The organism is Mesorhizobium sp. M4A.F.Ca.ET.090.04.2.1 (assembly GCF_003999085.1).
In the GTDB taxonomy this organism is placed as follows: Bacteria; Pseudomonadota; Alphaproteobacteria; order Rhizobiales; family Rhizobiaceae; genus Mesorhizobium.
Map to the genome: position 1 here is coordinate 1 of NZ_RZOT01000017.1, position 25142 is coordinate 25142.

The following is a 25142-nucleotide window of genomic DNA, read 5'->3' on the forward strand; positions in this document are numbered from 1 at the left end:
GCATCAGGCGCCATCGTCAAGCTGCGTGACGAGATCGCGCGTGCGATCGAGCGGGATCGCGCCGAGGCGATCGTACTCGGTTGCGCCGGCATGGCCGACCTTGCGGCCGAGTTGCAGCGGGACTTCGGCCTGCCGGTCATCGACGGCGTCGGCGCCGCGATCAAGCAAGCCGAGGCGCTGATTGCGCTTGGCCTGTCAACATCCAAACGCGGCGCCTATGCAAACCCGCTGGCAAAGCCCTATCGTGGCGTTCTGAAATCCTTCGCCCCGGGTGACGTCGCCGCCGAGTGATACGATGCCGAGAACAATCCGCTTGCTCGCCTCACAAGAGGTGGAAATGCTTGTCGACTGGGCCGCGGGCGAAGGCTGGAATCCAGGCTTTGGCGATGCCGCCGTGTTCCAGGCGGCAGATCCCGAAGGTTTCATCGGCGCCTTCGTCGACGGCGGGATGGTGGCCGGCATCTCGGCGGTTGCCTATGGCGACCGCTTCGGCTTCATCGGCCTCTATATCTGCCGTCCCGACCGGCGCGGCGAGGGGCATGGCAGGGCGGTCTGGGACGCCGGCATGGCGCGGCTCGGCAATCGCACGATCGGCCTCGACGGTGTCGTCGAGCAGCAGCCCAACTACCGGCGCATGGGATTTCAGCCCGTCTACGAGACGCTCCGCTACAGCGGCCATGCCGTGGGTCTGCCCGGGGGCGGCGACATCCGGCCACCGACGCCCGATCGGCTTGCCGACGTCCTCGCCTATGACCGCGGCTGTTTCCCGGCGCCACGGCCGGCTTTTCTCGAAGGATGGCTGCAGCCGCCGCGCGTTGCCTTGCTGGCCATGAAAGCCGGCCGGATTTGCGGCTACGGCGTGGCGCGTCAGTGCCGGGAAGGTTTCAAGGTCGGGCCGCTGTTCGCCGACGATACCGAGACCGCGCTGCGGCTGCTGGCTGCGCTGGCCGACATGATGAGGGGCACGCTGCACATCGACGTGCCGGTGGCCAATGCGGATTTCACCGCAGCGCTTCGGGCCGCCGGCCTGTCGCCCGGCTTCAGCACGACCCGGATGTATCGGGGAGGCGTGCCGGCAAACGCGCAAGCCAGGGTCTTCGGCATAACCACGCTCGAGCTGGGCTGACGCGGGGCGGCCGCTATCGCCGCGCCGAGCGCCGCAGCGCCTGGGGCGGCTGGCCGAAGCCGCGCATGAAGGCGCGGCGCATGCGGCCGGGATCGCCGAAACCGGTGGCGGCGGCGATGCGATCGAGAGAGGCGGAGCTGGTCTCCACCGCGGTTCGGGCGGTTTCCAGGCGCAGCCGCTCCACGGCCTTGGCAGGCGTAGTTCCCGTTTCTCCAGTGAAGGCACGGGCGAAGTGGCGCGGGCTCATGGCTGCGCGGTCGGCGAGAACCTCGACCGTCAGCGGCTCGGCGAGATGGTCCCGCATCCACTCAATCAAATCGGCGAAGCGGCCGGTGCGGCCGCCGAGCTCCACCAGCGAGGAAAACTGCGACTGGCCGGACCTGCGCTGGTGGACGACAAGCTGCTGCGCCGTGCGGCGCGCGACATCCTGGCCGAGATCGTCCTCGATGAGGGCGAGCGCGAGGTCGATGCCGGCGGAAATGCCGGCCGAGGTCCAGACATCGCCATCGTGAACGAAGATGCGGTCCGCATCGACGCTGATCCTCGGATAGCGGCGGGCGAAATCGTCCGTGCTTGCCCAATGCGTGGTGGCGCGGCGGCCGTTGAGCAGCCCCGCTTCCGCGAGCAGGTAGGCGCCCGAGCAGACGCTGGCGATCCGCCGCGCGCCGACGCGCTTCAGCCAGGCGGCGATCTGTTCGGCGGCAGCCAGGGAGCGCACGATCTCGCCGCCGGAAATGATGACCGTGTCGAAGCGCCCGTCGCGCAGAGGCGCCGTGGTGAGGCGGACGCCCGACGAGCTTTCGACCTCGCCGCCGCCCGGAGCCAGCATCGCCAGCTCGTAGCTTCCGGGGGCGAAACGCCCGGCGATCTCGAAGGCGGCCGTCGGCCCCGCGGCATCGAGCAACTGGAAGCCCGGGTGGATAACGATCGCGACTGTCCGTTGCATGGCAGTTTTCGCACGATTTATGTCATTTCGGCCAAAGCCTAGCGCCTTTACACTTTCGGTCAACCTCTTCGGTCGAGCAGAGGATCCACCATGCGCTTGCGGACTGTCTTGTGGGGCGGGCTGGGTATCTTTGTGCTTTTCCTGGCTCTCGGCGCGGGATGGCTGTTGTCGCTGCCGCCGACACCCGAAGCCATCGCCGCGCCGGCGATCGGCCGGCAAGAGGCGGACGCCACGATAGCGGCGCTGGGGCCGAAGCGGCAGCGGCCGCTGGTCGCCATCATCGGCATCAATGACGCCACCGAAACCACCGACTATCTGATGCCCTACGGCATCCTGAAGCGCGCCGATGTGGCCGATGTGATGACGGTGGAGCCGGACGCGACGGTGGCGGCGTTCGATGCGCGGCATCCGCAAGGCGCCGACTACGTCATCGTTCCGGCGATGAGCCGCGACGACGATCCTGCGGTGCTTGAATGGATAAGGCGCCAGTCGGCCAAGGGCGCCATCGTCATCGGCATCTGCGCCGGAGCCAAGGTCGTCGGCGCCAGCGGGTTGCTCGACGGCAAGCGGGCGACCACGCATTGGTACTCCGTGGGCGGGCTTCGCGATCGGCATCCCTCGATCCGCTATGTCGCCGACCGGCGCTTCGTGGTCGACCAGGGTGTGGCGACGACGACCGGGATCACTGCGTCGATGCCGATGATGCTGACCCTGATTGAGGCCATTGCCGGCAGGCAGAAGGCCGAAGCCGTCGCGACTGAGCTTGGACTGACCGGCTGGGATGCGCGCCATGCCAGCGCCGCCTTCAAGTTCACGCGCCCCTTCGCGTTGACGGCGATTCGCAGCACGCTTGCCTTCTGGGATCACGAGCAAATGGGTCTGGAACTGACGCCGGGCATGGACGAGGTGTCGCTCGCCCTTGTCGCGGATGCGTGGTCGCGCACCTACCGTTCGCGCGCCGTGACGGTTTCCGGGACGAATGAAGCCATCACGAGCCGCAACGGCATACGCTTCCTGCCCGACCAGGTGGCCGCCTCTTGGCCTTCGGAACGGCGGATCGCCAGCTTCGAGCATCAGCCACCGGTCGAGGCGCTGGACCAGACGCTGCGGAACATCGCCGACCGCTACGGCACCGGCACGAAGGATTTCGTCGCCATGCAGCTCGAATATCCGAAGCAGGGAGCTTCGCAATAAAGGCGCTGGCGCCATGGTCAAAGCCTCGGACTTCGAACAGCCGCCGGCGGCGACGCGGAAGGGCCGTGGCGCTTCGGCCTGGCAAGCCGTGGCCCGTACGGGATGCCGTGTCCTTGCGTGACCAAAAGCCGATGGTTGTGCAAGGTTGTATTTCAGAAACGACTACAGAATTACCTTTTAAGGCGCAGAGATTGTTAATTTTTGCCAAGTAGCATAAGTACGAACGTGATGCTATCCAGCTAGTTTGGTAGTATTCCCGAGTCGATTATGGATGGCGCACTTCCCTCCGATCTCAGCTGTCGACCAATTCGCGAGGGCGATTGGGATGGCGTGATCGGCTGCCTCCGCAGGGGCTTTCCGATGCGTCGCCGCAGGTACTGGGAACATGCGCTGACCCGTCTGTCGCAACGGCCCGCGATCGACGACTGTCCGCGATACGGTTTCGCCCTGGAGAGTTCCGGCCGGATCGTCGGGGTCGTGCTCACCCTCTATTCCCGCTACCCGGGCCGGGAGGGCGATGAAATCCGCTGCAACATCTCAAGCTGGTCGGTGGATAAGGCATTCCGCCCCTATGCCATGAAGCTGATCTGGCCGGTGCTCAGGCGACGGGATGTGACCTACACCAACATTTCGCCGGCGCCTTCGACGTTGAATGCCAACAAGGCGCTCGGCTTTCGCCTCTTCGCCAGCGGCCAGTTCGCCTTCCTGCCGGCCTTGAGTTCGGCGCAGCCGTCATGCCGCGTGCTCGAGGTCCGCTCCGACCTCGCCGAAATGGCGATGCTGTCGGACAGCGAGAGATCCATCCTCGAGGATCATGCCGCGCTGGGCTGCCTGTCATTCGTCTGCATTCGCGACGGGGCGGCATACCCGCTGGTGCTGATGCCGCGCCGCATCCTGCACGGCCTGATCCCGTGCGCCCAAATCGTTTATTGCCGTTCGCTCGCGGATCTGAGCCGCGGCGCCGGCGCGCTGGGACGCTTTCTCCTGCGACACGGAATCCTGCTCTGCCTAGCCGATGCGAACGGGCCGATCGCAGGCCTGTTCGGCCGCTACTTCGCGAACAAGGGGCTGAAATATTTCAAAGGGCCGAAACCGCCTTCGCCCGGTGACCTGACATTCACCGAACTGGTGATATTCGGCCCCTGAACCAGAGGGCGACGACAGGTCAGCAGCGCCGTCTTTCGTCGGCATTGCCTTTGTGCTCCCGAAAGTTCAGTCCTGCGGCCTGGCCCTTGCCGCCGCTACCTCGCGCCAGTGCGTTCCGAGCGAGACACCGACGAGCAGCAGGCAGAAGCTGAGCGCGAGCGGAGAGTAGAACGCCTCTTCCTGCAGCACGGCATTGGCCGAGATGGTGACGATGCCGACAAAGGCGAACAGGAAATCCGGGTCGCCGGTCTCGATCAGCTGCCGCCGGGCGGCCACGGCGAGCGCCGCCAGGAAGCCGAAGAAGATGAAGCTGCCCACGCCCATCTGGTAGAGCATGACGCCGACGGCGCTCTCGACGGGAACCGAGGCGACGCCCTCGGCCTGGGCGGTCGCCCAGCTGAGATTGAGGCTGGTGCTCGACAAATTGCCGCCAAATCCCAATCCTTGCCCAAGCGGGTTGGCCAGGAAGTCGCGCAAACCGGCGGTCAGGCCAAGCACGTGGTAGTCGCCATGCGTGGCGCCATAGGCGATCGCGGCCGTCGTCCAGGCTGCTGCCAGAGCCAGGGCGACCGCGAGCGTCAGGCGGGCGCGGGGAGGGCGGTAGATGATGCGCATGGCGAGTGCGATGAGCAAAAGGAACGTGGCGCCCTTGGAGCCGATGACCAGAAGCAGCGGTAGGGCGGCGATGGGCAGCAGCCAGCGGCCCCTGAACAGGAGCCAGGCCGAGATGATGCTGAGCGCGTAGGCGTAGCTGATCGAATGGAAATTCGGGCCGCCGATGCGGAAGACACTGGGCAGGATGTCGTTGAAGAACGGCGTGTTGAAGAAGGTCGTCGTCATCACGTCCTGCAGGCCACGGAAAACGAAGCCCGTTTCCTTGAGCGACTTCTCCCAGACGCCGGTCTCGATTTGCCGGGCGATGTTGCGCTGGATGTAGAGGTCGCCATGGAACAGGCTGAGGAAATCCATCGTGAAGGTCAGCTCCACATAGCCGTAGATGACGGCGCCGGCGCCGAGCCAGAACATGCTCTTGCGCAGGTCGACCGGATAGAGGCTGGCGGCGAGAACCGCGATGTGGAAGCAGGCGAGCGGCGTGATCGTGTTGCGGAAATAAACGACCGCATCCTTGGGCTGGCCGTGCACGATCCCCAAAGCAAGATAGAAACAGATCGTCCCGCACAGAACGATGCTCAGCAGCAGCCAGAAGCGCAATTCGGTCAGGGCGCGCACGCGCTGCTGGAACGACGCGGCAAGGAAGATGCAGAAGGCGGTCATCAGGATGACGAAGTTGGTGCCGCGCAGCGCGTCGAACGTATCGTTGTCGGGGATGTAAGGGGTGTACCAGGTCACCACGAGGTTCTGGTAGAGGAAGGCGCAGATGATCAGGACGGGGACGCCCGCGGGCATGGCGTTGGCCACGATCAGCGTCAGCAGGAAGGTCGCCGCGATGCCGAACGGCGTCCAGACGGCAAAGGCCGAAACCGTCAAGGCAACGAGGGTAAGCGACACGCAGACATGCAGCAGCGCGTCGCCGCGCGGCGCCTCAAAGCTCGACGCGTCCAGGCCGACCGGCGGATATGTCCCGGTGACGCTCATTGCCGGTCGGCCTTGACCGTCGCAGGCATCGGCGCCCGGATGTGCTGAGCCTTGTCCATGTCAGTCCTCGCCGTCGCTGCCCAGCAGGGCGGCGATCATCGAGCTGTCGAACCCTTCCGCGCTCTGCCTGTTGGCGATGAAGCCGAAGCCCTGGTCGAGCTCCCAATGGGACCAGCCGATCTGGTTGGCCTCGGCCGCCCTGCGCACGGCGCGAACCCAGCGCGCGCGGCTGTCGGCATCGACGCAGAAATTGAGCACGCCGAACTCGTTCAGCATGACCGGGCAGTGCTGGGCCGCCGACCAGCGGCCGAGCCCGGCGAAGTCCGACGCAATCCGCGCTTCGCCCCACGGCCTCGACAGTTCCTGCTCCAGAAGGGAGGCAGCCTCCTCGTCGCCCGCCGCCTGGAGTTTGGAGACAAGCGCCCGGACCGGCGGCGAGTCCTTCGTCGCAGGAAAGGGCAGGTTGGCGAGACGGGCGAGCGGCGATCGATCCCAGGTCTCGCATTGATGCGTGAAGGCCATAGGCGCGTAGTAGTGGATGGCGGCGATCTGCCTGTCGTCGGCCAGCGGCGGGGTGTCGCCGATCTCCCAAATGCCCTGGAAGCGCGCCGGCCCCCAGACCATCGCGTGCAGCGGACATTTGGCGCGCAAGGTTGCGGCAAGGTGTTCGCGCAGCGCGAGCCAGTCGCTCCGCTCCATCGGCGGTTCGTTGAGCAGCTCCGGATAGACCGAGTCCTCCGGCAGGTCGGCAATGACGACGCGGAGCGCCGTCCAGGCTTGAACCACGCGTTCGGCCGCGCTTGCCGGATCGCGCTCGAACGCGGCGCGCAGATCACCCGAAGGATGCATGTCCACCAGCACCGCGAAGCCCAGCCCGACAAGCTCGGCCACGCCACGCTGAATGGCGCGTAATGCCGCCCTGTTGCCATCCGCGACGAGATCGCCATTCACCGGCAACCGGATCGTTTCGAACCCAGTTTGACGAAGCTTCTCCAGAACGGCCGGGGTAGGGGCGCTCCCGCCTTCTCGTTCGAACCATCCGGGGAGGTTGAAGCCATGCGAGGGAACGGCGCGCTTGTTCGCCGCCGGCAGCGTGGCGGAGACGGAAAAAGGCAAGGCTGTAAGCAGTGCGCCGCCGGTCAGGGCAAGCGCACGCCGCCGCGACAGCGCCGGCAAAGCCTGCTCCGGCGCCCGCATGGATCAGGTCCTCGCAACGGCGCCGCGGCGCCAGTCGCCGGCCTTCGACGGGACGTCGTGCGGGGTCTTGCCGGGCTGGGCGCTGTCCTGCGCGATCACCAGCGTGGCGCTGCGTTCGACCTGGCCAGCGCCGAGATGCCGCTCGATCAGATCGGCGGCGTCGGATGCCCTTTCGGACCGGTTCAACGCGAACAGCGTGAGATCGGCCTTGGCAAAAAGCTCCGGGTCCCAACCTTCTTCGCCAAGCGATGGGGCGACCACGAGCACGAAATCGAAGGCGTTGCCGGCTTCGGCAAGAATGCTGCGCAAGCTGTTGCGATCGCGCGATTGCTGACCCTGTCCGGCCGCCCCACCGGCTGCAACCGTACGCAGGCCGCTGGCGCCGTCGATGAACAGGCCGGAGCCGTACCCGGCGCGATGCGGCAGGTCTCCGACTTCAACCACGAGCACATTCTGTTCGGCTCGCTGCAGGCCGATCCCGACCATCGCGCCGGCGAGCCGTGCCTCGGCGCTGCTTTGCATCGAGGACACCAGCAACACAAAGGGTTTGGGGTGGTCGCTCAGGCGTCCGAGGATCTGCCGCATCAGTCTCAGCACGGCCAGCGACAGTGTTTCGTTGCCGGTCTCGAACAGCGACTTCCTCATCGCCTTGATATTTGCAAGCGCCGCGCCCCCGGCGACCCCGGGCAAGCGGTATTCGCCGAAATCGGCCGGCACGGGCAACGATCGGGGCTTGGCCTGCGGGCCATCCTTGGCTGGATCGACCGCCTGCGGAGCGTCCCGCCATTGGCTCGACGGATCATCCTCCGGCCGACCGACCGGGCCCAGCATCAGCGCGAGGCCGCATCCGGCCATGAGGCCGAGAAAGACGCTCACCGGCAGCAGCAGGGCCGGCTTTGGCCAGGTCGGCTGCAGCGGCGGCGCGGCGGCACCGATGGTGCGTGCCTCGGACGTCTGGACGCCCTGCAACTGCGATGTTTCCTGCGCGCGTTTCAGGAAGTCGTCGAGCACGGTGCGGGCGGCCTGAGCTTTCGAATCGAGTTGCCTTAACTGCACCTGCGCCAGGCTCGAGTCCTGGGACTGCTGGCGCAGGGCTTCGAGCTTGTCCTGCAGCTTTCCGGCATTCTGGACGGCGAGATCGTAATTGGCCTTCAGCTGCTGCCTGATCCGCATCGCCTCACCGGCCATAAGCCGGTTGATGCGGTCCAGTTCGGACCTCAGCCGGCCGATCGCCGGATGGCGCGGCCCGTACATGGTTTCCAGATTTGCGAGCTCGGTGGCGCGCTGGTTGTAATCGTCGCGCAGATTGGCGGCCGCGTTGGAGGAGAGTATTTCCGACAGCTTGGCCAGGCCGGCAGCGGAGGTGCCAGCTGCCAAGGCCTGATTGTATCTGTCCTTGGCCTTGTCGGCATCGCCCTGCGCGGCAATCAGCTGCGTCGTCAGCTGGTCGAGCTGCGATTGCAGCGTGCCGCCATCGGTCGGGTCAACGATCCTGTGCTGCGATTTGAAATCCTCGACCGCGCGCTCGGCGTCGCTGACGTCCTTCTGCAGGCCTTTGATCCTGTCGTTGAGAAGGGAATTCACATCGTCATTGGCGGTTTCCCGCTCGCCGGCCAGGCTCGCCTTGTAACGGTCGACGATGGCGTTGGCGATGCGGGCCGCCTTCTCCGGCGACGGCGAGGTGAAGGAGACGTTGATGACATAGGTCAGCCCTTCGCGCTCGACCGATACCGCCTTCTGGAAACGCTTGAAGGCCGCGTCCTGCGGGGTACCTCCGCCGAACAGGGACATGACGCGCGATATCAGGCCGCGGGACGAGAATTCGGGATCGTTCCGGAGCTTCTGGCTGTCGAAGACGGTGCCCAGCAGGTCCTGCGATTCGATGACGAAGACCTGGCTCGCGATGGCTGCGCTGTCGGCCCCGATGCCCGGAAGGACGTTGTTGAAGTTGGTCGCGCGCGCGTCGCGCGGATCGATCAGGATCGAGGCGGTCGCGGTGTAGCTGGGACTGGTCACGGCAAGGTAGAGCACCGCCAGAAGCAGCGCCGCGCCGGTGAAGGCAAGCACCAGCAGTCGGCGCCCCCAAAGAATGGCCCACAACGGTCCGATATCGAACAATGGCGGAAGAGCGCGATCGTCGATCCTGGCTGGCTTCATTACCTTTCCCCTGCAGAGCCGGCGTACCGACGCCACTCTACACGGTCCAGTATTCAGGATTAACGTTAGCCTTTCGTTAAGGTTACTGAGGTGCTTACGCGATTCATTTCGCGGTAACAGTAACCATGCAGAGCGTTCGCGCTGGCGCAATTGCCGGCTTTTGCTCTATTCAGGGGCAGGTTTCAGCGTCGGCTCGCCTGCCGCGGGGGTTAGGCCAGTTGATTGCTACAGGGGCCGACGTTGAGTGAGAATCAAGCCGATCGCGACGCCGTGGCCGGGAGCGCCAGCCCCGGGGCCGGCATGCGCATGCCCATCGTGGCGCTCGCCAAGAGCGGCGCGGTGGCCGGCATCATCAAGCTTGCCAGCGCGGGCCTGTCCTTCCTGATGTTCGTGGCCGTCGCCATGGTGATGGACGGACGGCAGTTCGGCCTTTACAGCGCGACCTATGCCGGCGCCAGCCTGGTGTCCTTCTTCGCCTCGGTCGGACAGCAGAGCACCGTGCTCAGGTTCTGGCCGCAATATGTCGGGCTTGGCGATCTCAACTCCGCTCACGGCATGATGGCGCGCGCCATTCTCGTGGCGCTGGCGGGGCTTATAGGCTCCAGCCTGCTCATCCTCCTGGTCGGATTCCTGCCGTTCATCGGCAAGGGCACGCCGGAATGGTTCTCGCTGTGCCTGGCCGCCGCGGTCTTGTCCTTCTCGCTCGGCTGGTCGGAGTTCACCTCCGGCGCCTTCCGGGCCAAGAACGCGCTGATATCCGGCCTTTTGCCGCGCGATATCATCTGGCGCGCGGCGACGATCGGTATCCTTTTCGTCTGCCATTCCATGCGCGTCGAGATGAGCGCGGTCGAGGCGACCTGGCTGACCGCCCTGCTGCTCGTCCTTTCGGTCGTTCCGCAAACCGTGGCTCTGGTGCGCGACACGGCGCGCGCCGAACGTGGCCCCCTGAGCGAAGGACAGAAGCAGGAATTCAGGACGGTGACGCTTGGCCTGTGGGGCGTCACCTCGCTGCCGCCGGCGCTCGGGCAGGTCAGCACCCTGCTCGTGGCCATGATCCTCGGGCCCGAGGCCGCCGGCGCGATCTTCGTCGCCGACCGGACGACACGGTTCGTGGCGCTTGCGCTCAACGGCATCAACCAGGCGCTCGCGCCGCAGATCTCCAGCGCCTTCTACAGCGGCGACAGGGCGCATGTTCAGCGCATCACCAGCCTCGCCGCGCTTGGCAGCTTCGCGATCGCGCTGTGCGTGCTCGCGGCATTCTGGATCCTGGGCGGCTTCATCCTGTCGATGTTCAATCCGGCCTATGCCACGCCCGCCATGCGCGCCACGCTTGTCATCTTCGGCATCGGCGCGACGTTCGGCACGGCTTGCGGCCCGATCGAAGTCCTGCTGCAACTGACCGGCCTCCAGCATGCGCTGTTCAAGGTGCTGGTCATCGTCAACGCGCTGGGGCTCGGCGCGACCGCCGTGACGACCTACTTCTTCGGGCCGATCGGCGCGGCGGTCAGCATCGCTGGCACCGTCATCGCATGGACCGCCATTGCGGTGTCGATCGCCAAGCGTAGAATAGGCATCGACCCATCTATCTTCGGCTTTGCGATGGGGAGGGCGGCGCCCGCTCCCCGCGTGGCGCTGAAGGGGCGTATGTGAAGATCATCCAGGTTCAGACCCAGGCCGAGGCCGCGGGCGCGCAACGAATTTCCGACATGGTGGGTGAAGGCCTGCGGGTTCGCGGGCATGATGTGCGCACCGTCTTCATGTACCGGAAGACCGACGCTTTCGACGGCGATCCCTATGCGGATTTCATCCTTGCCGGGCGCCCGAAAGGATTGCCCGGACAGGTGCGCGCGGCCATCGGCCTTGCGGCCTATCTGCGCGCGGCGCGGCCGGACGCGGTGATCTCCTATCAGCACTACGGCAACATCTTCGGCACGATCGGCGCCCGGGTGGCCGGAGTCCGGCACATCGTTGCCAACCAGAGCGGCGCGCCGCAGACCAAAGGGGTCATGGGCCTGCTCTCGCAGATCGACAAGCTGATGGGCATGTCGGGGCTTTATCAGGCGAACGTCGTCAACTCGGCCTGGACGGAAGCGCAGTTCGATCGCTACCCGCAAGCCTACCGGCGGCGGATCCGGCGCATCGATCACGGCGTCCCCGCACCAGATGGAGACTTCAACAAGGTGGCCGCGCGCGCCGGCTTCGGCTTGCCCCGGGACGTATGGCTTGCTGTCTCGTCGGGGCGTCTGACGCAGATGAAGAACCAGATCGCGCTTGTCGGAGCGCTCGCGCACCTTCCCGATATCCATGTGGCGCTGGCCGGCGTCGGACCGGAGCGGGATGCCCTTGTCGATTTTGCCGCGAGCCGGGGCATCGCGGATCGGCTGCACTTGGTCGGCGAAGTGCCCACGGCGCGCATTTTCGAATTCCTCGCGGCCGGCGATGCCTATGCGTTTCCGTCGATGACCGAGACCTTTGGCCTTGCCTGCGTCGAAGCGGCGATTTCCGGTCTGCCGGTGGTGTCGAACGACCTTGCGGTGATGCGCGAGGTGCTGACGGCCGAGGATGGCGAAGCGGCGGCGATCTTCGTCAAGGCCGATGCCGACGGCATGGCCGGGGGCCTTGCCGAGATGATCGCCAGGCCGGAACTGATGGCCACGCTCTCCGCGGCGGGGCGGCGACTCGGACAGAAATATTCGCCGGCGAGGATGTGCGCGGGCTACGAGGCGCTACTGCTTTCCTGAGTGCTTTCGCACCGCCGCGATCCCGTCGATAACCTCCAGCATGCCGGCGCGGTTAAGCGTGTGGATCTTCGGGTAAGGCCAGTCGCCTTCCGGATCGACCGGCCGAGGCTGCGAAAGCCGAACCGCCTGCTGGTCGAGGTCCAGCAATTCCGACAGGCCAAGCCCGCCGCCATAGCCGAGCGTTCCGTCCTGAACCGGAAGCAGGATACGGCCCTCCCGGTTGCGAACGAAAGCTCCGCCTGGGCGTGCCATACGAAGGTCGATCAGGACAGGGTTCATGGGATGCGGGGTCCACGGGCCGGAGAGCGCCTGAGCGCTGAAAACCACCAGCGTGTCGGACGTGCTGCCGTAACCGTCGCGATCGGTCGCGAACAGCCAAAGTTGCCCGCCATGCTCGAGCAGCGTCGCGTCGGATATCTCGCCTTCGACCAGCACCGTCTCGGCGGCCCAGCGGTCCGGGAAGCCCGTGGCGCGATAGAGGGTGAGCCTGCCGCCGGCGCTGGCCTCGGGAAGCATCCAGACCGCGCCGTCACGCTCGAACACCTGCGGGTAGGAGAGGTGGTGCGGTTCCTCCAGCACGACCCTCGGCGTCTCGGGGGCGCCGCTGGCATCGAACGGCACGACGGAGATGACGGCCTTGCCGGTCGCATGAGGGTAATCCTCGACGAAGAGGAATGACCGGCCTTGCCACTGGAACGGAAAAGGGTCGGCGTAGAAATGGTCGCCCGGATCCGGCAAGACCGACCAGCCGCTCCCGAGCCGGCCTGTCTCAGCCACGCCGGGCGCATCGGTGAAGCGGTAGCCGACGCGCCAATGCGCATGGCGATAACCGACGCGCCGCATGGCCTCCCGGCCAAGCCGCGGCAGCGCCGAGCCGAGATAGGCGGAGGCGAAGGCAAACGCCGTTGCCTTGTTGAGGTGTCGGTCGTCAGGCGTTCCTTCGCCCTGAAAAGGCCGGCCTTCAGCGAACGCCCGCGCGATCGAAACGATCAGAGTCACGGCGCGGGCAAGCACATCCCCTGTGCCAAGCGCCGCCGATTCCCGCCTGTCCACCATCGGCAGAGCCCGGCCCACCACCGTCTCGCCGTTGAGAACGGCCTCGATCACTGGCAGCCTGCCGGCCGCGACCGCTATCGCCGCCGAGAGGTCAAAGCCCGAGCCGTCAAATCGAAGGCCGACTGTCGGGATATCCGACAGCGCCGCGTTGCCGGCAAGGTCCAGCCTCAACGCGACGGGCCGGCCGCCGGATCGTGCCTCGAGCCTGTCAAGCGGAGCGCCGAGGCCGGGCCCTTTCCGTCGAAACAGGCGCTGCTCGAAGGCAAAGGCGAGCTTTGCCGCAGCCGGCCAGGCGGCCGCTTCGGCCTGATGCAACACGGCCACGTCATGACCGTCGGCCCGAAGCCGCTCGATGACGAGCTCTTGCCATCGGCGAGGGGCAATTTGCGGAACAATCACGTCGATCGAGACCATGTCATTCCCGTTCGCGGTTATTTTGGTGCTCGGGCCGCAGACACTCGAAAACAGATGACTTGGCGGAAAAAGCTTACCTTGCGGTTACACTTGAAATCCGCAAGCGTGATTTGCGGGAAAATAAATCTCGACTGCCCCGGCCCGATCCTGCGGAACGTAGAATGCATGACAGATTTGCAACCGGCGTCCGAACTCTTGCATATACCAAGTTTCTAACTTTCCTGCGATTTGCCTTGACGCGGAACGCAAGACGTCGTCGATAGATCGGGCCGCTGTCTGCCGGTTCGGATTCTTATGTTTGAAGTCACTGCCGAGGATTCCTTCGACTTCCGCTCGACGGAATATGTCGAGCTGTTCGCCAGCTCGGCGGCGACGGCCTTTCAGCACCCCATATGGCTGGCGCAGCTCTATGAGCGGATCGTCCGGCAGAGCTCCGCCACCCCGCTGATCATCGTTGTGCGCGCCCGGCCGGGCGGCAAGCTCGCCATGGTCCTGCCACTCGTCAGGCGCCGATACACGTTGCTCAAGGTCGTGGAATTCGCCGACATGCGCGTTTCCGACTATGTGTCGCCGGTCACCACCGAGGAGACCTTGTCGCGCATCCTGGCGGATAGCCGCGCAGTCGCCGCGATCCGCAGGCATTTGCGGCCTTATGATCTCCTGCGCATCGGCAAGCTTGCGGATCGCTCGCTGGCCATGGAGCGCCTGTTTGGCATAGCCAAGCGCGAAAGCATGGGCATGAGCGCCTATTCCAGCAAGCTGGAGCCGACATTCGCCTCCTGGCGGGAACATCAGCTCAACCAGTCCTACCGCAAGGAACTCGACAAGAAATCCCGGCAGCTCGGTCGCATGGGGGAGGCGCGCTTCGAATGCGCCCAGAACATCGACACCATCCGCACAACATTCGACGCGCTCAAGATCTACCGCGGCAAGCGTTTCGACGGCAGCAACGGCCCTGCCGACCTGCTGCAGCAGCAATCCTATTTCGATTTCTATCTGGCCGTGGCCGCAGAAGGGTGCGACGGCTTCGCGCGCACCTATACGTTCTGGATGAATGACAGGGCGATCGCCGGCGCGCTTGGGCTTGCTCACAAAGGCTCTCTCCTCGTCATCCTCGGCGGCTTCGACGAGGCCGGTTACAGGAAGCAGTCGATCGGCAGCCTGCTGTTCGAACAGATCGCGCGCGACTGCATCGAGCGCGGCGACCATTCCCTCGACTTCACCATCGGCGACGAACCCTACAAGCGCATCTTCGGCGGCCGGCCGTCGCCGATGTGGCAGATCTTCCGGGCCGGGAGCCCGCTCGGCTACGCGGCGCATTTGACGGTAGAGAAACTGCCCGCGGCCAAGGCGCTTGCGCGGCGCGTGCTGCACGGCAAGAAGGCCTCCCCCGATCGCGTGTCGCCGGTCCAAGCGGACGATGAATTGAGTCCCGAAGCTCGAAAGACCTGAAGCGCGTCGCGCTCGGCGGACTGTCTACAAAAGCGCCGGCTGGATGGTCGGGGTGGTTCGCGGTCTCGGATCGGCCCGCATCACGTCGCGGCTTCGAGTCTCGGCCTGCTCAGTCCGCGTAGCCTGGCGGCGAAACTGGGGCTCAGCCTGTTGATCCCGTGCATGATGCGGCGGCGGCTGAAGTGAAGCTGCCGCCATGCGCGCCAGCGTAGGTCGTTCTCGATCGTCAGCCTACGGCGGAAGTCCGCCAGATGAAGCCCGCGTGCATCCATCGCGCGCTTCGCAGGGTCGCCGTAGAAGCTCGCGATCTTCGCGGCCGCCATCCCTGGCGAGGCCATCCATTGCGGCACGTGCACCTTGCACAGGCGCTCGACGTCGGTGAGCAGACGGCTGACGCCCGTTCCGGCCGCGGGGCAGGATGTCTGATAGGCATCGCCGATCAGGACGACGCCATCTTTAACGCAATTCTCGGCGACGGTGATGTCGGTCAGCCAGCTCTCGACCTTGTCCATGACCTCGAAATCGCCGAATGCCTTGACGAGCCCCGGCAGGGTGTCGATCAGCGTTTCCCTGGGCCGCTCGCGCAGGGCCTTTACCCAGGGGTCACGATGATCCCTGAAGACAAACAGATTGGCGCGCGTGACATCGGCGGCCGGGAACAGGTTGAGATAGTCGATGCCGTCCGAGGTCCGTTCGCCATAGTAGGTGAGCGCCGGATGCCTGAAGGTGCTGTCCCCAGCCGGGCGAATGTTGAAGCCGAAGGTCAGCGACTGCCGCTGGTGGACGAACCGGCGCTCGATGCCAAGGTCGCGCTTGAGAATGTCGCCCATGCCCGTGGCGAGCACGAGCAGCCTGGCGGTGACGTCGCCTTGCCCCAGGATCGACACGCGCTGACGGTCCGCTCCCGCCTCCAGAGCGTTGACCCGGCCGGCGATGAAGCGCACGTTTTCGGGCAGTTCCGCCCGCATGGCGCCGACGAGGTCGTCGTAGAAGATGCCGAAGTGCCGGGCATGCGTGCGGTCGAGAAGACGCCCCTTACGGATGTTAACGATCTCATCGAACGCGACCGCCGCGCTGGCCAGCCTGTCCAGAAGGCCGATCCGGCGTAACTTTTCGATCTGGTCGCCGGCGATCTTCTCGACGCGGAATTCCCTGGGAAAGACGGGATAGCGGTCGACCAGCGTGACCTGAAAGCCGGCACGGCCGAGCACGTTCGCCGCAAGCGTGCCGGACAGGCCGCCGCCGACGATGACGATCTCCGTGTCGATCCCCGCTGGCAGCGAAGGGCGGGACTGATCGGCGGTCATTTGGAATACCTCAATATGGCGTAGATGGCCTGGGGGCTGGTGGTGAAATAGCGCCAGAAAAGCCGGCGCGGCTCCATCAGCACGCGCCACAGCCATTCGAAACCGGCTTTCTGGACCCAAAGCGGCGCCCTCGGCACCTTGCCGGCAAGATGGTCGAATAGCCCGCCCGAGGTCTTGATGACGCCGACATTCGAAAGTCGCGAGGCAAAGTCGCGGACGAAGATCTGCTCGCGCGGAACGCCGAGGCCCAGCCATAATATATCGGGCGCGAGTGCATTGATCTCGTGGAGCTTGCGTTCGAGTGTTTCGCCGGCAAGGTAGCCATGCGAATTGCCGACGATGCGCAGGCCGGGATATCTGGCCTTCATGCCGGCAACGGCGTTGCGGTTCTCGGCCTCCGTCGATCCCAGCAGGTAGAAGGTCGTGCCCTCGCGTTCGGCGAGCTTGGCCACATCGTGAAAGAGGTCGGTGGTGGCGACCCGCTCCGGCAGGTGCACGCCGCACAGCAGGCGTGAAGCGAAAACGAGCGGCTGACCGTCGGCGAAGATCTGGTCGGCCTCGCGAAAGAGCCCGGCCGTTTCCGCATTGGCGCGCGTCTGGGCGATGACGTCCCCATTGGCTGACGTGAAATAGTAGGGACGGCAGCCGGGCAGATGCCCGCGCGCCGCGGCGATCATCAGATGGGCCGCTTCCCGCCGATCGATCACCGTGATTGGCAGCCCGCCGATCAAAACGGTCGGGAAGGCGGAAAGCTTCTCGGGAAGAGGTGCTGATTCCTGGCGCGCGGCTGCCGCCCCATCCGCATTGGACGGGCGTCCAGATCCTTCAAAGTCTCTTTTCGGATTTTCCATTGCCCTGCGCATTCGAGAAGTATTCCACCCTCGAATATTCTAGGTAAAAGCAGCGGAAAGTTAAGCAATTCGTTAATCGTTAGTTAATTCATAGGATTTTACTAAAAATCTATGCAATCGTTCGATTCTCTACTTCAGCCGAGCCGTGTAGTGCGGTGGTGCGAAGGGCATGTCCGCCTCTGCTTTGGGCGCCAAGGGAGAGGATTCGTTCGTCCACTCGCCGTGACGACGCCGAAGCTTGCCTCCCTTTCGGCGGCCTTGCTGCCCGTGGGCAACGGCTCGTCCCAGTCAGAAGGTCGGCGGGGTGTTGATCCACAGCAGGACGGTTTCGCCGTCGTGGCGATTGCGCCAGGAATGGTAGCGGCGGCTTTCGAAATACAAGGAATCGCCGGGGCCTAGATCGAAGAACTGGTCGGAATCCAAGACCAGTTCCAGGCGTCCGGACAGCACATGCATGAACTCCTCGCCTTCGTGGCGGTAGGCGCCTTCGCTAGCGGCGCCAGGCGCCAGGACGAAACGGTGGCAGTCCATCATCGTGCGTCCCTCGGCGAGAAGCTGCACGGTCACGCCGGGGGTGGTTTCCGGCCAGGTGCGCCATGCCCCGGCACGCACGAGCGCCGGCACGTCGTCCCGCTCCTCGCCGGAAAGGCGCGAAACGGTGGTGCCGTAATACTGCGCCAGATCGTGCAGTGTCTTGAAGCTGACGCCCTGCGATGTCCGCTCCAGGGTGGACAGCGTGGAGGCGGCGATGCCGACATCGGCGGCAATCTGGTCCAGGGTCTTGCCGGCGCCATGGCGAAGGCTGCGCAGCCTGCGGCCGAGGTCGGACGTATCCGCGGTGTCGGCACTGTCGGACGGTGCCTCGCTTTCCAGCGCTTCGCGGATGGCCGCCGGGTTGAGGCCGCGCTCGGTCCTGTACCAGGCGATCTTCTTCAGCCGCGCCACATCCTCGGCGCTGTATTGCCGGTGGCCGGTATCCGACCGTCCCGGAACGACGAGCCCTTGGCTTTCCCAAAGGCGCAGGGTCGAGGCCGAGACGCCCGCGGATTTCGCCGCCTCCGCCACCTTGTAGCGTACCGGCGTGGCATTGCTCATGAGCGGAATATTCCCGGTTGGTTTGTCTCTCAGCCCTGTTCAGGACCATCGCCGAAAACGGCGGCGGTTTGAAGCCGAAAACACCGCTTGCATTCTTGCAGAAAAAATGTAGGAAGTTTGTATATGTCTTGCAGAAATTATGCAAGATATCAAATCCCACCCCAGAGCGCAGGAGCGCATGATGGCCGCGACCACCCTCACCGACCGCAAGAATGCAGCGATTTCCCGCGGCGTCGGCATGACCACGCAGATCTATGCCGAGCGTGCCGAGAACGCGGAAATCTGGGACAAGGAGGGCCGCCGCTACATCGATTTCGCCGCGGGCATCGCCGTGCTCAACACCGGCCATCGCCATCCGCGCGTGATCGCGGCGGTGAAGGATCAGCTCGATCATTTCACCCACACCTGCCACCAGGTCGTTCCCTATGAAAGCTACGTGCGGCTGGCCGAGCGGCTCAACGCGCTGACGCCGGGCGATTTCGCCAAGAAGACGATCTTCGTCACGACCGGCGCCGAAGCTGTCGAGAACGCCGTCAAGATCGCCCGCGCCGCGACCGGCCGCTCCGCCGTCATCGCCTTCGGCGGCGGCTTCCATGGCCGCACCTTCATGGGCATGGCTCTGACCGGCAAGGTCGTGCCCTACAAGGTCGGCTTCGGCGCCATGCCCGCTGACGTCTTCCACGTGCCGTTTCCGATCGATCTCCATGGCGTGACTTCTGAACAGTCGCTGGCGGCGCTGAAGAAGCTATTTGCCGCCGATGTCGATCCGCAGCGCGTCGCCGCGATCATCATCGAGCCGGTGCAGGGCGAGGGCGGCTTCTATCCGGCTCCGGCTTCGCTGATGAAAGCGCTGCGCGAACTCTGCGACCAGCATGGCATCTTGCTCATTGCCGATGAAGTACAGACGGGCTTTGCCCGCACCGGCAAGATGTTTGCGATGGATCATCATGCCGTGGCGCCCGATCTGGTGACGATGGCCAAGAGCCTCGCCGGCGGTTTCCCGCTTGCCGCCGTCACCGGCCGCGCGGAAATCATGGACGCGCCGGGACCGGGCGGGCTGGGCGGCACCTATGGCGGCAGCCCGATCGGCGTCGCGGCCGCCCATGCCGTGCTCGACGTCATCGAGGACGAGGATCTCTGCGGCCGCGCCAACCAGCTCGGCAACCGGCTCAAGCAGCGCCTGGAATCGCTGCGCGAGAAGGCGCCGCAGATCGTCGATATCCGCGGTCCGGGCTTCATGAACGCGGTCGAGTTCAACGACAGGACGACGAAGCTGCCGAGCGCCGAGTTCGCCAACAAGGTGCGGCTGATCGCGCTCGATAAGGGCCTGATCCTGCTGACCTGCGGCGTGCATGGCAACGTCATCCGCTTCCTCGCCCCGATCACCATCCAGGACAGCGTCTTCGGCGAGGCGCTCGACATTCTGGAGAGCGCGATCCTCGAAGCAAGCGCCGGCAACTAGCCGGAGCCCCGTCCATTTTCCGGAGCAAATGACATGGCCTTCACGACCGCGTTGACCAAGCATGTTTCCTTCTCGTCGCGCTTCCTGCGCGACACCGGCTACATCGACGGCGTCTGGACCGCGGGCGACGCGACCCGGACCTTCGACGTGCTGAACCCGGCAACCGGCGAGGTGCTGGCGTCGCTGTCCGATATGGGTGCCGCCGAGACGCGGGACGCCATCGCCGCCGCCCATGCCGCGCAGCCGGCCTGGGCGGCGCGCCCGGCCAAGGAGCGCGCCGCGATCCTGCGCAAGTGGCACGAGCTGATGGTCGCCAACGCCGACGAGCTGGCGGCCATCCTGACCGCCGAGATGGGCAAGCCCTTCGCCGAGGCCCGCGGCGAGATCCTCTACGCCGCAGCCTATGTCGAGTGGTACGCGGAGGAAGCCAAGCGCGTCTACGGCGAGACGATCCCGGCACCGTCGAACGACAAGCGCATGATCGTCATCAAGCAGCCTGTCGGCGTCGTCGGCACGATCACGCCATGGAATTTCCCCGCCGCGATGATCGCGCGCAAGGTCGCGCCTGCGCTCGCCGTCGGCTGCACGGTCGTCTCCAAGCCGGCCGAACAGACGCCGCTTTCGGCGCTGGCGCTGGCCGTCCTCGCCGAGCAGGCCGGCGTGCCTGCCGGCGTCTTCAACGTCATCGTCGGGGAAGATGGTCCGGCCATCGGCAAGGAACTGTGCGGCAACGACAAGGTGCGCAAGATCAGCTTCACCGGCTCGACCGAGGTCGGCCGCATCCTGATGCGCCAGTGCGCTGACCAGATCAAGAAGGTCAGCCTCGAGCTCGGCGGCAATGCGCCGTTCATCGTCTTCGACGATGCCGATCTCGACGCCGCGGTCGAAGGCGCGCTCGCCTCCAAGTACCGCAATGCCGGCCAGACCTGCGTCTGCGCCAACCGCCTCTACGTCCAGTCCGGCGTCTATGACGCCTTCGCCGCCAGGCTCGCGGCAAAGGTCGCCGCGATGCCGGTTGGCGACGGCTTCGAGGCTGGCGTGATGGTCGGGCCGTTGATCGACGACAAGGGGTTGGCGAAGGTCGAGAGCCATGTCGAGGATGCGGTGTCGAAAGGCGCCAAGGTGCTTACCGGCGGCAAGCGCATCGAAGGCGCCGGCACGTTCTTCTCGCCGACAGTGCTGACGGGTGTCACAAGCGGCATGCAGGTGGCGCGCGAGGAGACGTTCGGCCCGGTCGCGCCGCTTTTCCGCTTCGACACGGTCGAGGATGTGATCGCGCAGGCGAACGACACCGAATTCGGACTCGCGGCGTATTTCTTCGCCGGCGACTTGAAGAAGGTCTGGCGGGTAGCCGAGGCGCTGGAATACGGCATGGTCGGGATCAACACCGGCCTGATCTCCAGCGAAGCGGCGCCCTTCGGCGGCATCAAGCAGTCCGGCCTCGGCCGCGAGGGCTCCCGCCACGGCGCGGACGACTATCTGGAAATCAAATATCTCTGCATCGGCAATCTGTAGGCAGCTACCCTCCCGACTCAAGCGACAACATCCGACCGGTCGCCGGCGTCAGCCCGGACAGGTGCCGGTTGCAGGGTCCGCAGGCAGGAAGAAGCTTCGCCGCTCGCAAGCGGTGAGTTCGCGAGGCACGGTGCGCCGGGCGAAGTCGATGAGGTCCTTGGGCGCCTGGAAGACACGAACGATACGGACACTTTTTTCGCCGGCAACAATTGCGACGCGGGCGCCGTCGGAACTGAAAGCTGCGCGTGTAAAGCCCAGTAGAACGGTTGCTTCGTCGTGGCTGCCAAGGACGGCAATCTGGCGCCCCGATTGCGTCGCCCATAGCCGCACCGTGCGATCTTTGGAGGACGCGGTCACGACATACAAACCGTTAGGACTGAACTGGGCGCTGTCGACGGCGCCGTCGTGGCCCCTTAGAACGGCACTTTCCAGTCCGCCAGCGACGCTCCAGATGCGGACGGTTCCATCGCGCGAGCCGGTCAGCAGCGACTGACCGTCGGGGCTGAAGGCGAGGACCGTTAGCGCGCCGGTGTGTCCCACTAGCGTTCCGACGTTTGCTCCGTCCGTGGTCGACCAAATGCGAGCCGTGTGGTCGAGCGAGCCTGTGGCGACGAGTTGACCGTCCGGGCTGAAGGCCGCTGCCGTGATGCGATCCTGATGCCCCACAAGAACCCTGAGCTCGGCTCCGCCCGTCGTCAGCAGGTGGCCCGCATTGTCTTCCCTGGCCGAAGATTTCCGTCGGGGCTAAGAATGGCCTGGGGCAGATTGCTGCTTGTATTGATGACGGCCAGCTCGGTGCCGTTCGCAGCGTCCCACTGCTGCGCGGTGCCGTTGATCGATGCGACAAGAAGCGATTTGCCATCGCGACCAAACTGGATCTGGACCAAGCCGCCATGTGATCGGAACTGGGCGGTCTCCGAACCCGTGGCGACATCCCAAATACGGACCTGCCCCCCAAGAGATGCCGTCGCGACCTGCTGTCCATCGGGACTGAACGTCGCGTTTTGAATGATCTCATGTGTATCGAACCGGATTGTCTCGCGCCCGCTCACGACATCCCAGAGGTGCGCCGCGCTGTCGCCGCCGCCGGTCAGCAGGTGGACATTGTCGGGACTGAAGACCGCGAAAGTCGGCCGGTATTCATGCGAGAGCGCGGTCGTCAGCGCGCCGTCGACATCCCACAGCCGAGCAGTGCCATCATGTGAAGCAGTGAGAAGAATGTTGCCGTCGACCGGGCTGAATTCCAGATGCTCGACCAAAGATTCATGGCCGGCGATCGTCGTCACCAACGAGGCGCGTTCAACGTCCCAGATGCGGATCGGCCCATTGACCGAGGCGGTCGCCAGGAAGCGGTCGTCCGGGGTGAAAGCACCGTTCATCTCCACATCACGTTCATCCGTGTCGATGTCTGCCTTCAATCCCGAAACCTCCTGGCCGAGCACATCATCCAGCGTTCCCAACACTCCATCCCAAATCCGGGCAGTGCCATCGAGGGATACAGTGGCGATTCGCTGACCCCCGTGACCGAAGATCACGCCGTTCAATTGCGTGTCGCTCTTGCTGCCGGCCAACTTTGCGATCTCCGTTCCTTTCGACACATCGAAAAGGCTGGAAGTGTCGCGGTGTGAATGCCAACCCCACGGGCCGGCCAGCATCCGGCTCCCGTCCGGGCTGAACGCCAGGCTGTAGGGCCAGGAGGTCACTCGGATTGACCGCGTCAGCGCGCCGTCTGCGCTATTCCAGATCGAAACAAAATGCCTGCCTGCCGTCGCGAAGCTGCGGCCGTCTGAACTGAAAGCAGCACGCGTATATGCGTCGCTCCTTACACCTAGGACTTTCTTTCCGGTCCGAGCATCCCAGAGCGTTGCATCGCTGTTCTCCCCCGCCGTCAGCACCCGGGTGCCATCCGGGCTGAAGATTGCCGTCGGATAGTTGCTTACAGGCCGCAGGATGAAGAGCTGTTCTCCCGATGTGGCCTCCCAAAGGCGTGCAGTGCCATCCCTCGCGGCCGTCAGGATACGGCTCCCATCCGGGCTGAATTCAGCCCTCTCCAGGGCCTCTTCATGTCCTTTTAGAACTACGGTTTCGGCGCCGCTGGAGATGTCCCAGACGGCCGCAGTCTTGTCGTGGGATGCGGTGACGATGCGATCGCCGGCCGGATTGAATGCCGCATCCGTCACGCCGGCCCCATGCCGGAAGATTTTGATCTGTCGGTGCGCCAGCAGAGCCTTGTAGAGGGCTGTCTCAGCCTCAAAGAGATAGGGCCGCTTGGGCTGGTCTTTCGAGGACAGTGCTTCGAGCGCCAACAGGATCGCAGCCTCGGTGTTGCCTCTCGACGCGGACTGCTCCGAAAGAAACGAGAGCGAAAGAGACTGATTGCGCAGCGCCTGATCGCGTTGGCCCCTTGCCTCCTCCCGCGCTTTGAAGGCGACCAGCGCGCCTGCGCCCGCCATGAGAGCGAGCGCGATCGCCACGATCGCGGCATTGCGCGTACGTCGGGCGAGCCGGTTTGCTGCGACAGCCGCGAGGCTCCGGCGCTCGGCCTCGCGCTCCAGGCGCTCGCGTTTTGCCTCTTCGGCGGCCTCGATCAGCGCCAGCTCCGCGTGCCGATCCTTCTCCTCTTTCTGCCGATGGGCACGCAAGGACGCCTCGATGTATTCGAGGACGGCATCGTCGACCTCCTCGCGTCTTGACAGCATCAGCTCTTCGCCCTCCGCGAGACGTTTGCCGGACGGAAGGAGAAGCTCTCGATTCCTGTTCTCCAGCTGCCAACGGTGAGCGTCGGCCCTGAGGCGGTCGCGTGTCTCGAGGAAGTTCCGGTTTGCGTTCACAATGTCACCGGCGCGCGGCCAACGGCTCAACAGTGCTTCATGTGCTACGCGGACGACGACATGGCCCGCGGCGTCCTCATCGCTGACGAGGAGCCGGGCGTCGATCAGGGCCCTGACCAGGGCCGATCGCGCGGGAGTGCCTGCAACTTCGGTGAGCAGGGCAGGACGTGCCGTCACCGTTTCATCGCCCGGATTTGCCGTGGTGAGGGCGCCCAGCACCGCGGGCAAGGCCTCCTGGATGTTGGGCGCCAGCAGGTCTACGACTTCATCGGCGCGGCGCGCGATTGCGCCTTCGAGCCCGCCGAGCGCGCGATAATGCGCAAAGGTGAGGACCCGACGCTCGCGACCGGCCTCGTACAACGCGTCGAGCACAAACTCGAGAAGCGGCAATGATCCGGGATCGGCAGCGGCTGCCTCCTGCAGCACATCATCGAGCCGCCCCAGCTCGGCATTCTGCTCGAAGCGGAGCCCGGCAACGCCAGCGGGCTCGCGGATGATCTGCGCGATCTCCGGGCCGGTCGGCGGCAGGAGTTCGTAGCTGGCGAGACCGTCCTTGAGCGCCGAGAACCCCGGCACCTCGCCGCAGCGGTGAAAGAAGTCCGAACGGATCGCCGCGATCACCCAGACCAGTCCGCTCGCGGCCAGCACCGCCATGAGCCGCACAAGGGCCTCGCGCGTCGCCGGCTGCTTCTGCGTGGTGAAAAGCTCCTCGAGCTGATCGATGGCAACCAGCAATCTGATCTGCGAGCGGGCCGATCCGGCGGCCTTGCCAAGTGCCTGCCGGATCTTCGCCAGCGCCCGGTCCGGCGCGTTCCTGCAGAGCAGCGCCAGCTCCGCGGCTGTTACTTCGCGGGACAGTTCCGGCACAGCAGCTTCGCCAAGCAGTGCCGCAGCCAGCACAGCGAACGCATCCGGTCCTTCGGAGAGGCGGATCAGGCAGCGGCGCCACAGGGATATGCCCGCCACGGCTCCAGGCCGCGTCAATGACGCCATCAGCCCGGCGCGCAGGAGGGAAGATTTGCCGCAACCGCTCATCCCGTAGATGAGCAGGAATGC

General features: G+C 65.2%; 19 protein-coding genes and 1 pseudogene. 9 read left to right on the forward strand and 11 right to left on the reverse strand.

The features are described from left to right. On the forward strand, positions 1-291 hold a 291-nt coding region (locus EN781_RS02710; RefSeq protein WP_245492532.1), incomplete at its 5' end, for an aspartate/glutamate racemase family protein. Between the two features lie 4 nt (positions 292-295). Beyond that, the gene (locus EN781_RS02715; RefSeq protein WP_127399757.1) at positions 296-1126 is read left to right on the forward strand and encodes a GNAT family N-acetyltransferase; all 831 of its coding nucleotides are present in this window, start codon (positions 296-298) and stop codon (positions 1124-1126) included. 13 nt (positions 1127-1139) lie between these two features. Here EN781_RS02715 and EN781_RS02720 read toward each other — a convergent pair whose 3' ends face one another. Continuing rightward, complete coding sequence (locus tag EN781_RS02720) at positions 1140-2072, reverse strand: GlxA family transcriptional regulator (RefSeq protein ID WP_126058532.1); 933 nt, start codon at positions 2070-2072, stop codon at positions 1140-1142. A gap of 90 nt (positions 2073-2162) precedes the next feature. On the opposite strand from EN781_RS02720, the gene EN781_RS02725 reads away from it, so the two are divergent. Next, positions 2163-3266, forward strand: a complete 1104-nt coding sequence (locus EN781_RS02725; RefSeq protein ID WP_126058533.1) for a DJ-1/PfpI family protein — start codon at positions 2163-2165, stop codon at positions 3264-3266. Positions 3267-3533: 267 nt separating this feature from the next. Next, positions 3534-4412, forward strand: coding sequence for a hypothetical protein (locus EN781_RS02730; protein ID WP_245455396.1), 879 nt, complete (start codon positions 3534-3536; stop codon positions 4410-4412). 66 nt (positions 4413-4478) lie between these two features. On the opposite strand, the gene EN781_RS02735 is transcribed toward EN781_RS02730, so the two are convergent. Genes EN781_RS02735 through EN781_RS02745 form a run of 3 tightly spaced genes read right to left on the reverse strand, consistent with a single transcriptional unit; the run spans position 4479 to position 9362 of the window. After that, positions 4479-6008 (reverse strand): hypothetical protein, encoded by a 1530-nt coding sequence (locus EN781_RS02735; protein ID WP_126058534.1) that lies wholly within the window; start codon positions 6006-6008, stop codon positions 4479-4481. A 60-nt stretch (positions 6009-6068) separates the two neighbouring features. Beyond that, positions 6069-7205, reverse strand: a complete 1137-nt coding sequence (locus EN781_RS02740; RefSeq protein ID WP_126058535.1) for a cellulase family glycosylhydrolase — start codon at positions 7203-7205, stop codon at positions 6069-6071. 3 nt (positions 7206-7208) lie between these two features. Further along, positions 7209-9362, reverse strand: coding sequence for a GumC family protein (locus tag EN781_RS02745; RefSeq protein WP_126059373.1), 2154 nt, complete (start codon positions 9360-9362; stop codon positions 7209-7211). A 240-nt stretch (positions 9363-9602) separates the two neighbouring features. Between EN781_RS02745 and EN781_RS02750 the strand changes: the two genes are divergently transcribed. Continuing rightward, a complete protein-coding gene (locus EN781_RS02750; protein ID WP_126058536.1) occupies positions 9603-11012 on the forward strand; it encodes a lipopolysaccharide biosynthesis protein in 1410 nt (469 codons plus the stop codon). Further along, a complete protein-coding gene (locus tag EN781_RS02755) occupies positions 11009-12103 on the forward strand; it encodes a glycosyltransferase family 4 protein (protein WP_126058537.1) in 1095 nt (364 codons plus the stop codon). Before EN781_RS02750 ends, EN781_RS02755 begins: the two co-directional genes overlap by 4 nt. Here the strand turns inward: EN781_RS02755 and EN781_RS02760 are convergent. Then, positions 12089-13573: a hypothetical protein gene (locus EN781_RS02760; RefSeq protein ID WP_126058538.1), complete on the reverse strand. Its 1485-nt coding sequence runs from the start codon at positions 13571-13573 to the stop codon at positions 12089-12091. The two genes, EN781_RS02755 and EN781_RS02760, sit on opposite strands and share 15 nt — an antisense overlap. A gap of 294 nt (positions 13574-13867) precedes the next feature. On the opposite strand from EN781_RS02760, the gene EN781_RS02765 reads away from it, so the two are divergent. Further along, a complete protein-coding gene (locus EN781_RS02765; protein WP_245482439.1) occupies positions 13868-15025 on the forward strand; it encodes a GNAT family N-acetyltransferase in 1158 nt (385 codons plus the stop codon). 80 nt (positions 15026-15105) lie between these two features. Here EN781_RS02765 and EN781_RS02770 read toward each other — a convergent pair whose 3' ends face one another. The 3 genes from EN781_RS02770 to EN781_RS02780 form a co-directional block, all read right to left on the reverse strand. Next, positions 15106-16332: an NAD(P)/FAD-dependent oxidoreductase gene (locus EN781_RS02770; RefSeq protein ID WP_126058540.1), complete on the reverse strand. Its 1227-nt coding sequence runs from the start codon at positions 16330-16332 to the stop codon at positions 15106-15108. After that, complete coding sequence (locus EN781_RS02775; protein ID WP_245455400.1) at positions 16329-17039, reverse strand: WecB/TagA/CpsF family glycosyltransferase; 711 nt, start codon at positions 17037-17039, stop codon at positions 16329-16331. The genes EN781_RS02770 and EN781_RS02775 overlap by 4 nt, the downstream gene beginning before the upstream one ends. Before the next feature lie 432 nt (positions 17040-17471). After that, positions 17472-18278 (reverse strand): MerR family transcriptional regulator, encoded by an 807-nt coding sequence (locus tag EN781_RS02780; RefSeq protein WP_126058541.1) that lies wholly within the window; start codon positions 18276-18278, stop codon positions 17472-17474. Between the two features lie 181 nt (positions 18279-18459). Between EN781_RS02780 and EN781_RS02785 the strand changes: the two genes are divergently transcribed. Then, complete coding sequence (locus EN781_RS02785) at positions 18460-19740, forward strand: 4-aminobutyrate--2-oxoglutarate transaminase (RefSeq protein WP_126058542.1); 1281 nt, start codon at positions 18460-18462, stop codon at positions 19738-19740. A gap of 33 nt (positions 19741-19773) precedes the next feature. Continuing rightward, a complete protein-coding gene (locus tag EN781_RS02790; RefSeq protein ID WP_126058543.1) occupies positions 19774-21255 on the forward strand; it encodes an NAD-dependent succinate-semialdehyde dehydrogenase in 1482 nt (493 codons plus the stop codon). A gap of 48 nt (positions 21256-21303) precedes the next feature. Here EN781_RS02790 and EN781_RS02795 read toward each other — a convergent pair whose 3' ends face one another. The 3 genes and pseudogenes from EN781_RS02795 to EN781_RS02800 all read right to left on the reverse strand — a co-directional run. Next, positions 21304-21795, reverse strand: coding sequence for an LpqB family beta-propeller domain-containing protein (locus EN781_RS02795; protein WP_189347286.1), 492 nt, complete (start codon positions 21793-21795; stop codon positions 21304-21306). A gap of 82 nt (positions 21796-21877) precedes the next feature. Next, positions 21878-21921 (reverse strand): annotated as a pseudogene (locus EN781_RS35070) (hypothetical protein); the annotation flags it as partial. 29 nt (positions 21922-21950) lie between these two features. Continuing rightward, positions 21951-25142 (reverse strand): WD40 repeat domain-containing protein (locus EN781_RS02800; protein ID WP_127399759.1); only part of this gene is annotated, 3192 nt, incomplete at its 5' end.

Bases quoted from the DNA above. Each gene is read 5' to 3' on its own strand.
- EN781_RS02720 (WP_126058532.1), bottom strand. From the start codon at position 2,072: ATGCAACGGACAGTCGCGATCGTTATCCACCCGGGCTTCCAGTTGCTC.
- EN781_RS02715 (WP_127399757.1), top strand. From the start codon at position 296: ATGCCGAGAACAATCCGCTTGCTCGCCTCACAAGAGGTGGAAATGCTT.
- EN781_RS02765 (WP_245482439.1), top strand. From the start codon at position 13,868: ATGTTTGAAGTCACTGCCGAGGATTCCTTCGACTTCCGCTCGACGGAA.
- EN781_RS02780 (WP_126058541.1), bottom strand. From the start codon at position 18,278: ATGAGCAATGCCACGCCGGTACGCTACAAGGTGGCGGAGGCGGCGAAA.
- EN781_RS02785 (WP_126058542.1), top strand. From the start codon at position 18,460: ATGGCCGCGACCACCCTCACCGACCGCAAGAATGCAGCGATTTCCCGC.
- EN781_RS02770 (WP_126058540.1), bottom strand. From the start codon at position 16,332: ATGACCGCCGATCAGTCCCGCCCTTCGCTGCCAGCGGGGATCGACACG.
- EN781_RS02740 (WP_126058535.1), bottom strand. From the start codon at position 7,205: ATGCGGGCGCCGGAGCAGGCTTTGCCGGCGCTGTCGCGGCGGCGTGCG.
- EN781_RS02745 (WP_126059373.1), bottom strand. From the start codon at position 9,362: ATGAAGCCAGCCAGGATCGACGATCGCGCTCTTCCGCCATTGTTCGAT.
- EN781_RS02760 (WP_126058538.1), bottom strand. From the start codon at position 13,573: ATGGTCTCGATCGACGTGATTGTTCCGCAAATTGCCCCTCGCCGATGG.
- EN781_RS02730 (WP_245455396.1), top strand. From the start codon at position 3,534: ATGGATGGCGCACTTCCCTCCGATCTCAGCTGTCGACCAATTCGCGAG.
- EN781_RS02790 (WP_126058543.1), top strand. From the start codon at position 19,774: ATGGCCTTCACGACCGCGTTGACCAAGCATGTTTCCTTCTCGTCGCGC.
- EN781_RS02725 (WP_126058533.1), top strand. From the start codon at position 2,163: ATGCGCTTGCGGACTGTCTTGTGGGGCGGGCTGGGTATCTTTGTGCTT.
- EN781_RS02735 (WP_126058534.1), bottom strand. From the start codon at position 6,008: ATGAGCGTCACCGGGACATATCCGCCGGTCGGCCTGGACGCGTCGAGC.